Origin of the sequence: Nostoc sp. (assembly GCF_036917395.1) — a bacterium.
Lineage (GTDB): Bacteria > Cyanobacteriota > Cyanobacteriia > Cyanobacteriales > Nostocaceae > Nostoc.
In genome coordinates, this window is record NZ_JBALDI010000012.1 from 1 (window position 1) to 12,091 (window position 12,091).

Sequence of the window (12,091 nt, forward strand, 5' to 3'; positions counted from 1 at the left end):
TCTCTTTTATTTCGACTTGTAATCTTAAACCCATCACGCTTAAACCAAATTTACCCTTGGTGATAATTTAGCGCAGCTTCATACAGAAATGGTATCACGTATTCGTGTATAAGTAATTCCCTGCTGTAACTCCTTTAATCCTAGTGAAAGAATAGGGTAAAGAATCCATTTATACATCTCTAACTGTGTATCTTGAAATCCTTCAGAAAATTGATTTATAAAAGATATATATCGCCCATTTTGCTGATCAACAACAGATTTGATTAGATGATGCACATACAACCTATCACCAATGGTACATGATTGGCTTTGGGTTTCTTTTACTTGTTCTTGATCACACGCTTGAGAACAAACTTCTTGAACTATATAAACACTCCCATATGATTCTTTTATAACAGTATTTTTAAAATTTACGGTAAAATTAATATTTAATAATTTAGCTCCCTCATCAATTACTTGCATCAATTCTTTATAAGTCCATTTGTCAGCATCTACAGCAATCACACGTCCAGTCAAGTCGCCATTATGTACAATTAACCTATTCTCTTCTAACCAAACACCTATAATTATGAAACAAAACTTAGATGCTTCATGAAATGCTTTTAATACAACTGCAAAGTCTCTTTGAATATCTATATCAAGATAATGAAAATCTTCTAAAACAATATACTTTTGAAAGTTGATCGCATTCAAGCAAGCAATAATATCATTTACATCGTCTGGATCAACATCAAAATTTTCTAATAAAGTCTCAGTAGTTTTTTGTTGTTCTGTGTCGGCTGCAATTGCTCCTTTACTTCCAGCAAGTCCAAAAAAATTCACTATTCCTTCAAAAGAAGCTGCAACCTTTTGCTTGCCAGAAGCAGTTTGTTTGACAGATTGAGTAGTTTGGTAACCTGCTTGTTTTAGAATAGCAAGATGTATATCTGTTAATTTCCAATGATTAAAACATTGAATATTAATATATTCATCAGATTTAAGGCAACTCTTTTTTAAAGATGTTTTTCCCTGCTTGGAGCTACCATATATAACAATATGTCTTTTTTTATCTAAATTTTCAATAAGTTTTTGATCAACTTCTTGTCTCTTGATATAGTTTAAAGGGAGGTCACGACTTATACCATAAACATCATTTGTTTTATATACTTTATTGTTAAATAACATATCTTTTCTACTCGTGTTTAGTTAAAAATTATCTATTTAAGATAAGTTTGTAAATACTATTAAGATATTAATCGAAAGAATGGACAGACATTTTTAAGTAGATACTACTTTATATAATAAAAATTATACAGAATTTAAAGTAGAGTAATCTACCGTATATACCCTTATACGTCAAGTTATTAATTTAGGATTTACGCGCGTTTAGGGAATTTTATAAGTGTTTACACGCAGGCTTTCTTTCCTATGAATAAACATCAAGTTTGACAACTTGTCTTTTGACAGCGATCGCAACTTAACTTACACTGCCGCACTAGAGGAGTGCTGAGTACTGAGCAAAGAAGAAGAGAAAAGAATTTCTTCTTAATTCTTCAAAATCTTTATTCTGACACTCAGGATTCATGACTCAGAACTCAGGAATTTTTTTATGGTAGATTTATTGCTGATCGCAATCCTGGGGTTCCTGGGGAGTTTTGGACATTGCTTTGGGATGTGTGGCCCTCTAACAGTGGCGTTTTCCCTGTCTCATCAGCCGAAAATTCCACAAAAAGCTTCCTTGGGACGGACATCAACCTTAGAAAAGTCCGACACTTGGCAACAGCAATTAAAATTTCATCTTTTGCTAAACCTGGGGCGGATGTTGAGCTATGCTTTAGTCGGTGCTGGGATTGGGGCGCTGGGTTCGGTATTGTTGCAAGGTGGACAGCTAGCGGGTGTTGGCAGCGACTTCCGGCGCTGGATGGCAATTATAACTGGCGTGATGCTGATTTGGTTTGGCTTAGGACAAGTAAAACCCGATTTGCTGCCGCGCATTCCCGTGTTACACCCCTTATTACAAGGTAGTTTACACGATCGCTTCAGCGCGGGAATGATTAAGCTTTCCTTCAAAACCAAATGGTGGACGCCAATGCTTTTGGGGATGACTTGGGGTTTAATGCCCTGTGGTTTCCTGTATGCTGCCCAAATTAAAGCGGCTGAAACTGGCAATTTATGGATGGGTGGGGCAACTATGCTGGCGTTTGGCTTGGGAACCCTGCCCACTATGCTGGGTGTAGGCGTTTCCACATCGTTGGTAAGTAAAGACAGGCGCAGTCAGTTGTTTCGATTAGGCGGTTGGGTGACACTCACCATTGGCGTCATCACCTTGCTGCGGACTGGTGACACAATGGTAGATTACACCGGACACGCCGCTTTATTTTGCTTAATTTTGGCGCTAATTGCGCGTCCTATTAGTGGGTTGTGGGCTTCACCACTGCGTTATCGCCGCGCCTTGGGGGTGGGAGCTTTTGTGCTTTCTGTGGTTCACACCGCCCACATGATAGAACACTCATTGCAATGGAATTTTGCCGCCTTTGATTTTATGCCACAAGAATTTCAGTGGGGTATGGCTGCGGGTGCTGTAGCATTGGTATTAATGTCCCCCGCCGCTTTTACGAGTTGGGAATCCTTGCAGAAATCTTTGGGCAAACGTTGGCGACAGATTCATCTATTGGGTGTGCCAGCCTTGCTCTTGAGTACCATTCATGCTGTGTTGATTGGTTCCCATTACCTGGGTTCCTTGCAATCAACTTGGGGAAATAAATTAGCGGCAGTACTGATGGGAGTTATTACTCTTGGTGTCTTGCTAGTGCGATCGCGCTTTTTTTGGTCAAAGTTAGCCGTAGAAAAGTTTTATGTTCCCCCAACCAAATCGCGGTAAATTATCCTTGTTTTCTAGCTCCATCCCAACGAGTCAAAAACAGAGAGGTTACCCGCTCAAAGGCATTTCCTGGCATCAAGGAACAATAAAGTATTTATTATTCCTGAGTTGCTTAGTCATCTCAATAACTAATCTTTACCCTGCTGCTGCTCATCAGGTAGAAGTAGCTGGAGATGTCGGTGGCACCCTCCATGTTGAACCAAATGATAACCCCCAAGCTGGAGAACCAAGCCAAGTCTGGTTTGCACTTACCCGCAGAGGTGGAAGGGTGATTCCCCTGTCACAGTGTAATTGTCAGTTGGCTGTTTATGCCGAACCCTATGCAGCCGGAGAGCCACCACTCCTAGAACCACAGTTAGAATCTGTGGCAGCTGAACGCTATAAAGGCATCCCAGGTGCGGAAGTTGTCTTTCCCAAGCCAGGTATTTATGAGTTGCAACTAAATGGTAAACCAGTCTCTGGGGGAAGATTCAAACCGTTTAAGTTCAAATTTGAAGTTACTGTGGCAGGAGGCGGGTCTACAGATAGTACACGAAACCTGCGAGATGTCAATGGCGATTTAGTGGAGGGTGAATCTCAGAAATTCCCAATTTGGGCGATCGCACTTCCAATCTTCGCATTTATTGCCATCTTAGTTGTTGTACTGCAAAGTATGAAAGGCGGTAGGGAGTAGGAGAGTGGGAAGGGGGACAAGGAAGCAATTTTTCTTCCTTGTCCCCCTTGTGCCAGTGAAAGCACAGAGGTGTGCCACAATCCAATAAATATTAATTACTTTCAAATCTACTTATGTCGCTTTTGATGCCACTGCCACGCATGAGCGACAATATCTTTTATGGAAAGGTACTGAGGTTGCCAGCCTAAGATTGTTCTGGCTTTCTCGCTGGTGCCAATCAGAATTGGGGGATCGCCAGGACGGCGTGAGCGTTCTTCGACTGGTATGGAAATTCCTGTCACCTGTTCAGCTGCTGCAATAACTTCTCTGACGGAGAAGCCGCTGCCATTACCCAAATTAAAAACTTCGCTATCGCCACCTTTTAATAAATATTCCAATCCCAAAATATGGGCATCTGCTAAGTCGTTAACGTGAATATAATCTCGAATACAAGTACCATCGGGCGTAGGGTAATCGGTGCCGAAAATTGAGATAGATTCTCGTTTGCCTAAAGCTGTCATCAGCACCAAGGGAATCAAATGGGTTTCTGGGTTGTGATCTTCGCCAAGCAAACCACTGGGATTAGCACCAGCAGCATTAAAATAGCGGAAACGTACTGATTGGAAACCGTAAGCAACATCAAAATCAGAGAGAATCCGCTCTACCATCAGCTTAGTAGCGCCATAGGGATTAATCGGATTTTGGGGATGGGTTTCTGGAATCGGTACAAATTCCGGTACACCATAGGTGGCACAGGTAGAAGAGAAGACAAATTTCTTCACAGATGCTGTCAGCATCGCTTCTAACAGAGTCAAAGTACCAACAACGTTATTGCGGTAATATTTAGCTGGGTCAGTCACCGACTCTCCTACGTAGGCGTATGCAGAAAAGTGCATCACAGCGGCAATATCGCGGGTTTTAAATAGGTGATCTAGCAAGGCGCGATCGCCTGTATCCCCTACTATCAGTTCTACCTGTAAAACCGTTTCTACCAGGTCACGATGCCCATAGACCAGATTATCAAGGATGACAACGTTATAACCCGCTTGCTTCAAAGCAAGCACTGTATGAGAACCAATATATCCAGCTCCCCCCGTTACCAAAATGGTAGGCTTTCCAGACGACATAGTTTTTCCTTTTGAGTGGATTACTCAATTAATTTAGTTTACCGGTGCCACATTACTCTTCTGGAAAATTATAAATAATAGACGCAGTGTCAAAAAATTGCACTAAAATCACTACGACGGTAGTCTTTGGGTGTGAGGTTTGAAGTATTTTAAGTCAAACAGTACGATTACAATTTGACAATAAAATAAATCCATTTCCCGAAACCTCTAGGTTGACCCTTACGGGTGACGCTCCTAGCGTCGCTAAAGCTAAGAAGTCGCTAGTTGTTTTATGCCGGGAAACCATACATAGCAGTTCTTTTTGGGGAGCCACTTCTTCAACTAGGGTTCTCCCGGTTGAAGAAGTGGCGTGGAAACCCCTAGTAAAGCGGACTGCCTTACCACCACACTGGCTCACCGCACCAGAAAATTTGAGAGTTAATCTATGTTTCTATTGCTAAGTCGGGTACTGCTGTGGCTGCTGATTGGCACTATCGTATATTCTCTGTTCCAGCGATTTTATCCCTCTGGAAGTTTTGTCGGGCGATTGATCTTAGTCGTTATCTTAGTAATCATAGCCCTATCATTTGTTAACCCCAATGAACCAGCTGTAGCCTCGTTGTCGAGGATGCTGTCTTTTCCACTTAAGCCTCTAGGAGCCTCTGTTTTAATGATGATTTTTGCAGCTCAGAGAATCAAAGGAGGCGGGATAGACAAACCAGGTGGATACTTAGTAGGTTGGGCACTGACGATTTTGCTGTTAGCAAGTACACCAGCAGTCGCTTATTTACTTTATAGGGCACCTCTAGCAATGGCAGGTGAAACCTATGTAGCAACTGCTGCACCAACATCTGGGATACTGGTGGCATTAGGACAACAAACCACCGCAGGGAACATTTCAGATGTGACAAGCGATCGCATTCTTTCTTATAATTTGAGAGTGCCTCCCTACCTATTACAAGGAAGTCCTCAAGATATTCGCGCCCGCGGTTTACGACTTGAAGACTTTGTACCGAATGCGGAAACGTTGCAATTGACAACCAGAACTTGGGAAACTTATCTCTTTGAAATTTACAGGTTCTTGCGTGTTCAGCGGTAATAAAGTTAAAAAAGTAAAACTCAAAAGGTCACAATGCCATGCCCTAGTACCGCGTTCCCCACCAGGTAGCGGTACTAGTAGCTGGATTAATTAAAGCTGTGATTGCCGCCACACCAAAAGTTGAAGTAGACATTACTATTCTGCTTTAGGCGAAAGGGAACGGCAATAACTATCTGTTGAAAGAGGTAACAAAAGCTTAATTTATAAGCGATATTCCCTCTACATAGCTGCCCTCTTGGACTAGCAGTTAATCTAGGATGATAAAGTTGCAAAATTGCTTTAATGGCAAAATCTCGACGAATCGCTAAACTCACTGCTTACCTACGACCCCATTGGCGGGAAGCGTCCTTAGGAATTCTCGCTTTGTTGTCTGTCAATGCACTGGGCGTTTATATCCCTTGGTTGATTCGTGCTGGTGTTGACAAACTCTCGACAACCTTCAGCTGGAACCAAATCCTACATTACGTAGTAATCATTGTCTTACTCAGTTCGGCAATGTGGCTAATGCGGATGGCATCCCGCATTTGGCTATTTGGGGTGGGGCGTCAGGTGGAATTTGACCTCAAACAACGGATTTTTGAACACTTACTCAAGCTGGAGCCAGCTTATTTTGCCAGTAATACTGCTGGCGATTTGATTAACCGGGCTACCAGTGATGTAGACAATATCAAGCGGTTATTGGGTTTTGCAGTTTTGAGTTTGGCAAATACGGTGTTTGCCTACGCCCTGACACTGCCAGTAATGCTAACGATTAGTGTGGATCTCACACTAGCCGCCCTGGCAGTGTACCCTTTTATGTTCTTATTAGTGAGTTTGTTTAGCAATCGCTTACGCAAACAACAAGCAGCAGTCCAAGAGCAACTCTCTGACATCAGCGAACTCATCCAAGAGGATATCAGTGGCATTGCTTTAATTAAAATCTATGCCCAAGAAGCAAACGAGCGGCGAGCCTTTGCTAAAAAAAATCACCAGCTATTGACTGCTAACCTGGAACTGGCAAAACTCCGAAATACACTGTTTCCGCTAATTGGCGGGCTAGCCAATGTCAGCTCACTAGTTATCATCTGGCTAGGGGTGGGGCGGATGTCTTCTGGAACCCTTCAGGTTGGCGACTTTTTAGCACTGTTAATTTATGTAGAGCGTCTAGTTTTTCCTACTGCTCTTTTAGGATTCACAATTACTGCCTACCAACGGGGTGAAGTTAGTATCGATAGGCTTGAATCTATTCTCTCTGTCACACCGAAAATTCAAGACAGAGCCGATGCCATACATCTACCAGTGGCTGAACTTAAAGGGGAACTGACAGCTAAAAATCTCACCTACAATTACCCTGGTTCCACTACTCCAGCTTTAGAAAATGTTAACTTTACCATTGCTCCGGGAGAAACCGTGGCAATTGTTGGGGCCATTGGTTCAGGAAAATCTACTTTGGCCAATGCTTTGCCGCGCTTGTTGGATATTGAATCAGGACAATTGTTTTTAGATGGGCTGGATATTACTAAGGTAGCTTTGGCTTCTTTACGAGGTGCGATCGCCTACGTTCCTCAAGATAGCTTTCTATTTAGCACTACAATCAAAAATAATATCCGCTACGGTGACCCAATTAGCGAACAAGAGCAGGTAGAATCTGTCGCTCAACTTGCCCAAATTGAATCAGAAATTAACAATTTTCCCCAGCAATACGAAACTCTCGTCGGTGAACGCGGTATTACTCTTTCTGGCGGTCAACGACAACGGACTGCCTTGGCTAGAGCGATGCTGGTCAATGCGCCAGTATTAATTTTGGATGATGCCCTCTCTAGTGTGGATAATCAAACAGCCACACAAATCCTCAAAAATCTCTCTGGTGGTACTGAAAAAAAGACAGTAGTTTTCATTACTCATCAATTATCGGCAGCGGCAGCTGCTGACCGAATTTTTGTAATGGAAAAGGGAAGAATAGTCCAGATAGGCAATCATTCACAACTGGTGAAACAACAGGGTCTGTACAAAACTTTGTGGAGCCAGCATCAAGTTGAGGAATTACTGCACTAATACAACATTTAACGTTAAGGACAATTTCTGATGCAGTGTGCATAATTTATCATTCAATATGTGATAAATTATCTCGTTTATGCTGGAATTTTTACAAATTTTTTTTACTGATAGCTCATTTATTCCACATGGACATTGTTACCTCTGGAAGCCGAGTTTAGTGTGGCTAAACATCTTCTCAGATTCTCTGATTGCTTTGGTGTATTATTCTATTCCAATCATCTTTGTTTACTTTGTTCACAAACGAAAGGATTTCCCTTTCAAATGGATACTTTTATTATTTGGAGCTTTTATCGTCTCTTGTGGTACAACCCATGTGATGGATGTATGGACACTTTGGCATCCAACTTACTGGCTGTCCACTTTCATTAAAGTTATTACGGCTATTGTCTCACTATATACAGCGATCGCACTGTTACCCATCATCCCCCAGGCTCTGGCTTTGCCAAGTCCGGCAGAACTAGAAGCAGCTAACTATCAACTAAAACTTACCTTAAAATAGCTACCAAATTATCAACAAGCATGGTGGTCAACTCAAGTGTATTTCTGCACCGCTTCAAGGCACAGAGTTCATCATTCAGATTCCAATTCAGATAAAGTCTGTTTGATGGTAATTTGGTCTACTCATTAAGACGTAAAACAACCATTCTCAAACACTACCGTTCTCGGAATTACAGTATGCCCGTTCTGCTAATGTGACATCTAACACGAATGGATTGTCATTACCTTGAAATTGGGCGATCGCATGACTGCGTTCTATTTCAGTAATATCTGGGAGGTCTTGCTGATTCCATTTACACAAAGTCTGACGCTGATTCTGAAAGTAATTTAAGTCTACTCTCTCAGCCTGATTCCGATAAATGGTGTAAAAGTAGAAAATTGCCCTGGCTATATCTCCTTTTACTTTCTCTCTAGGCTCAAATTCAGAAGATGTTGATTCGCTAAACTCGTCAATTGCATTATTAGGAATTGTAGATTGAACAGTATTATTTCGATACCATTTTTTAGTACTTGTGTCGGCTATATCGTCGAATGGTTTATTGCCTCGCTCACTATTAATATCTTCTCGTGCAGGAAATAGATGATGAAGGTCACTTCGGGAATTACCTTTGTCAGCACCTTTACTTTGTGGCCAAACATGTTCGGTATTCAGCCCTAATTTTTCAGCTTCCTGACTAGGATCGCCATTACCAATCAAACGAATTGGGTAACTGGCATAAATGTCTGTCACAATACCTGCTCGGTTGTCAATAATGCCAAACATTTGGTCTCTTGCCCGATCATAATTCAAGACTTTGCTTGGCGTATACTCTTTAGCTAGTTCGTCAACTAGAGCGAATTTGGATAATTGAGGCAATATAATTGCCGAATCACTTGCAGGAGTGGGTTGGCTAACGGGAGGGATTGTGTCAGAGGTGGACTGGTTAGCAGGTAATGTAAATGCTGCAATCACGGGATCATGGTCGCTGACAGGCTTACTAAAGCCAACGTTGACATGCACAATGTCGATTTCAGGTTGAGCAACACCAGAAAGATTTTCACTGACCAACAAATGGTCAATAAGTTCAGGATTTCCACGGAATTTGAAACTAAACTGATCGCTAAGAGGTAAACGAACCGTCAGATTCTCAAGAATGTTACCCTCCAAGGTCTTTAGAGGTAAAGAATCTGGTAAATCGTTTAAGTCACCTAGTACAATTACATTGGCTTGCGGGTCAACTTGTAGTAGTTGCGCTACGAATTCATTAACGATTTGGGCTTGCTTGACTCGTTGAGCATCGCTGGGAGAACCTCCAAGCTTGGAAATAAAGTGATTAGCAATGATAAACAGTTTTTGATCGTTAAATATAAATTCTGTCGCAAGTGGCTTACGGCTTTGATCGAAAGCATTATTCCTGGGGTCAATCCGACCTGGATTGAGCGAGAGGTCAAGACCATTTGAACCTTGAGTAATAGCCACAGCATCTAATGAACCGCCTCTTCTGGGCAATTTTGCTAGAGTTATCCGGCTGGGTCGAAATAATAAACCGACACGGATATTGCCTCCAGGTTCTCCACCATCTTGATCGTCGCTGGGCGCAATATCAACAAAATCGTATCCTGGACTACCGATATTTTTGAGCGCAGTAATCAGTTTTTGGTAAGTCTGGTTTGCATTTACAACGTTATCATTGATTGGGCCGTTGTTATCTTGAACTTCAATTAAACTGATGACATCTGGTGCGTTCAAATTATTGCCAATAATTTTAGCAATCTGATCAAAACGTTGATCTTTCGGGTCTAAATTCTCGACATTAAAAGTTGCAACAGTCAATACATCCTGCGAATTTTTCAGAGATGTTGTTTCACGTTCTGCAACTGAAAGTAAAGGAGTTGGCAATTGAGCTATTTGACTAGCTTGCAGTGGACTAACCCATGCAAAGAAGATGAGAGCAATACTAAGTAGTAGTAATTTGATAAATTTCATTCTCTCTTCCAATGAAGGTACTTTCTAGATTAGTCTTCTTCTTAATAGAGTTCAGTTAAGATAAGTTTTAGATTGGGTTAAGTGAACCATCCCATACCATTTTGGATTTTAGATTTTAGATTTTGGATTGAGAAAGTCTTACCCAGACTGATTTTCACCTAACTATAGCGGTTCTCTATTGCATGAAATACAGACCTAACCCCTAACCCCAACCCTTGTAGCGTTGGGGGGTAAGCCTTAAAGCCTCTCTCCTTTTAGGCTAGGGTGTACACACAAGTATGACCAGCATACGTTTCAATTTTAGTAGTTTCGTAGGGTGCGTTATGGACACGCCGAAATAACAAATGCGTAGGCGTAGCCAGCCGTAGGCATCGCCGAAATAACAAATGAGTTCGCCGAAGTAACAAATGAGTTCGCCGAAGTAACAAATGAGTTCGCCGAAGTAACAAATGAGTTCGCCGAAATAATAAATGAGTTCGCCGAAATAACAAATGAGTTCGCCGAAATAACAAATGAGTTCGCCGAAATAACAAATGAGTTCGCCGAAATAACAAATGAGTTCGCTGAAATAACAAATGAGTAGGCGTAGCCAGCCGTAGGCATCGCCGAAATAACGAATGCGTAGGCGTAGCCCGCCACACGCATCGCCATGATTGCAACAATTTAGCTTTGTTACGCCAGCGTAACGCACTGCAAATCTTTAATAGATGAAGTTTTTCCGGCTTGTGTGTACACCGTAGCCTTTTAGGAGAGAGGAATGGAAGTGAGGTCAGAGTGTATTGTATACAAACAAGAAGCGCTATATGTGTCGTATTCTTTTTTAAAATTAGTATCACTTGGGAAAAAATACCAGGAGAAAAGGAAATCGCAGCTACATTTTTAAACTACATTTGCGGTCGAGTAGATACCGTCTCGAATGTCAAGTATTGATGATTAATGGTAGTGATGTCTGCGGGCAAATCTTGGAGAGGCTACGCCAACGCTTATGCAGCCCGTTATTAGAAGACTTTTACAATAACCGTGGATTTGCATAACTTGATAAAGCTAGTGTAATCTGGCGTGATTACCACGTTAGTTTTATTGGGTATGTGGGTAGTATAAATTACCGAAAAAACTAATTTGACATATGGTAATGTTCAAAACTAAATTATCAGAACCCCGTGCTGGGAGCGAATTTTACACCTTGAAGTTAATGCATCGGCATATTGGGGCGATCGCAGCTCTAATCTTAATTAGCTTACTGAGTTCATTGAGTGGAATACCAGATCATCATACCATCTCTAACAGCTGGGAAGGCTTTCTCTGGGGACTGGCAGATCCAGTAATTGGCTTGGATTGTTTAGTTGGTATTGTTGCTATTGGCTTACTCTCATCTGTGTTTGTTCGTGGCGCTGTGATAGCTGGATGTTTTGTTTCAGCAGCAGTCTTAGGCATTGTAATTCATTTATTCCAGCTAAATTTACTAGGCACAGAAATGGCCATCGCCATTTCTACCATCGTTTTTGGTACTATGCTGATGATGCCAAATCAACCAAACTTTATGGTACTTGCTCTGGTGGGCGTCAGTGCTGGTTTATTTCAGGGTTACGCTGATGCTGAATCTATTATTGGGGCAGGAATGATGCCAATAGTTGCCTATATACTAGGCATTACCTTAACTCTGTTTGCGGTTGCCATGAGTGCTAGAGAAATTGGTGTTGCGATGGGTATGGGAGAAATAAACCGAATTTTACCCTGGAAAATTAGCATTGCTGGCTTCGGTTTGTGTGCGATCGGGATCGTGTTTTTGAGCAATTCGATAATTTAAATTACATATTTAAATTCAGTGGAATACATTCATTCATCAACTCTAAATCACTCTGAAACTGGATAT

9 protein-coding genes and 1 pseudogene are annotated in these 12,091 nt (G+C 41.7%); 6 read left to right on the plus strand and 4 right to left on the minus strand.

The window, feature by feature from the left end; genetic code table 11:
• Positions 1 to 78: 78 nt before the first annotated feature.
• Positions 79 to 1,164 carry a hypothetical protein gene (locus V7K46_RS07635; RefSeq protein WP_335111958.1) on the minus strand — a complete coding sequence of 362 codons (1,086 nt, stop codon included), beginning with the start codon at positions 1,162 to 1,164 and terminating at the stop codon, positions 79 to 81.
• A 424-nt stretch (positions 1,165 to 1,588) separates the two neighbouring features.
• On the opposite strand from V7K46_RS07635, the gene V7K46_RS07640 reads away from it, so the two are divergent.
• On the plus strand, positions 1,589 to 2,860 hold the full coding sequence (locus V7K46_RS07640) for an urease accessory protein UreH domain-containing protein (RefSeq protein ID WP_335111959.1): 1,272 nt from the start codon (positions 1,589 to 1,591) through the stop codon (positions 2,858 to 2,860).
• Positions 2,835 to 3,533, plus strand: coding sequence for a hypothetical protein (locus V7K46_RS07645; protein ID WP_335111960.1), 699 nt, complete (start codon positions 2,835 to 2,837; stop codon positions 3,531 to 3,533). Before V7K46_RS07640 ends, V7K46_RS07645 begins: the two co-directional genes overlap by 26 nt.
• 107 nt (positions 3,534 to 3,640) lie before the next feature.
• On the opposite strand, the gene galE is transcribed toward V7K46_RS07645, so the two are convergent.
• Complete coding sequence (gene galE, locus V7K46_RS07650) at positions 3,641 to 4,639, minus strand: UDP-glucose 4-epimerase GalE (RefSeq protein ID WP_335111961.1); 999 nt, start codon at positions 4,637 to 4,639, stop codon at positions 3,641 to 3,643.
• Between the two features lie 424 nt (positions 4,640 to 5,063).
• Between galE and V7K46_RS07655 the strand changes: the two genes are divergently transcribed.
• The 3 genes and pseudogenes from V7K46_RS07655 to V7K46_RS07665 all read left to right on the plus strand — a co-directional run.
• Positions 5,064 to 5,717, plus strand: a complete 654-nt coding sequence (locus V7K46_RS07655; protein ID WP_335111962.1) for a hypothetical protein — start codon at positions 5,064 to 5,066, stop codon at positions 5,715 to 5,717.
• A 282-nt stretch (positions 5,718 to 5,999) separates the two neighbouring features.
• A complete protein-coding gene (locus V7K46_RS07660; RefSeq protein ID WP_335111963.1) occupies positions 6,000 to 7,751 on the plus strand; it encodes an ABC transporter ATP-binding protein in 1,752 nt (583 codons plus the stop codon).
• Positions 7,752 to 7,830: 79 nt separating this feature from the next.
• Positions 7,831 to 8,238: pseudogene (locus V7K46_RS07665) on the plus strand (sensor histidine kinase); the annotation flags it as partial.
• Positions 8,239 to 8,400: 162 nt separating this feature from the next.
• Here V7K46_RS07665 and V7K46_RS07670 read toward each other — a convergent pair.
• Complete coding sequence (locus V7K46_RS07670) at positions 8,401 to 10,218, minus strand: endonuclease (RefSeq protein WP_335111964.1); 1,818 nt, start codon at positions 10,216 to 10,218, stop codon at positions 8,401 to 8,403.
• Between the two features lie 321 nt (positions 10,219 to 10,539).
• Entirely contained in the window at positions 10,540 to 10,869 is a 330-nt protein-coding gene (locus V7K46_RS07675; RefSeq protein WP_335111965.1) for a hypothetical protein, read from the minus strand.
• A gap of 481 nt (positions 10,870 to 11,350) precedes the next feature.
• On the opposite strand from V7K46_RS07675, the gene V7K46_RS07680 reads away from it, so the two are divergent.
• Positions 11,351 to 12,025 (plus strand): HupE/UreJ family protein, encoded by a 675-nt coding sequence (locus V7K46_RS07680; protein WP_335111966.1) that lies wholly within the window; start codon positions 11,351 to 11,353, stop codon positions 12,023 to 12,025.
• Positions 12,026 to 12,091 lie beyond the last annotated feature (66 nt).

Coding starts and splice junctions, on each gene's coding strand:
- V7K46_RS07635 (WP_335111958.1), bottom strand. CDS start 1,164: ATGTTATTTAACAATAAAGTATATAAAACAAATGATGTTTATGGTATA.
- V7K46_RS07640 (WP_335111959.1), top strand. CDS start 1,589: ATGGTAGATTTATTGCTGATCGCAATCCTGGGGTTCCTGGGGAGTTTT.
- V7K46_RS07645 (WP_335111960.1), top strand. CDS start 2,835: ATGTTCCCCCAACCAAATCGCGGTAAATTATCCTTGTTTTCTAGCTCC.
- galE (WP_335111961.1), bottom strand. CDS start 4,639: ATGTCGTCTGGAAAGCCTACCATTTTGGTAACGGGGGGAGCTGGATAT.
- V7K46_RS07655 (WP_335111962.1), top strand. CDS start 5,064: ATGTTTCTATTGCTAAGTCGGGTACTGCTGTGGCTGCTGATTGGCACT.
- V7K46_RS07660 (WP_335111963.1), top strand. CDS start 6,000: ATGGCAAAATCTCGACGAATCGCTAAACTCACTGCTTACCTACGACCC.
- V7K46_RS07670 (WP_335111964.1), bottom strand. CDS start 10,218: ATGAAATTTATCAAATTACTACTACTTAGTATTGCTCTCATCTTCTTT.
- V7K46_RS07675 (WP_335111965.1), bottom strand. CDS start 10,869: ATGGCGATGCGTGTGGCGGGCTACGCCTACGCATTCGTTATTTCGGCG.
- V7K46_RS07680 (WP_335111966.1), top strand. CDS start 11,351: ATGTTCAAAACTAAATTATCAGAACCCCGTGCTGGGAGCGAATTTTAC.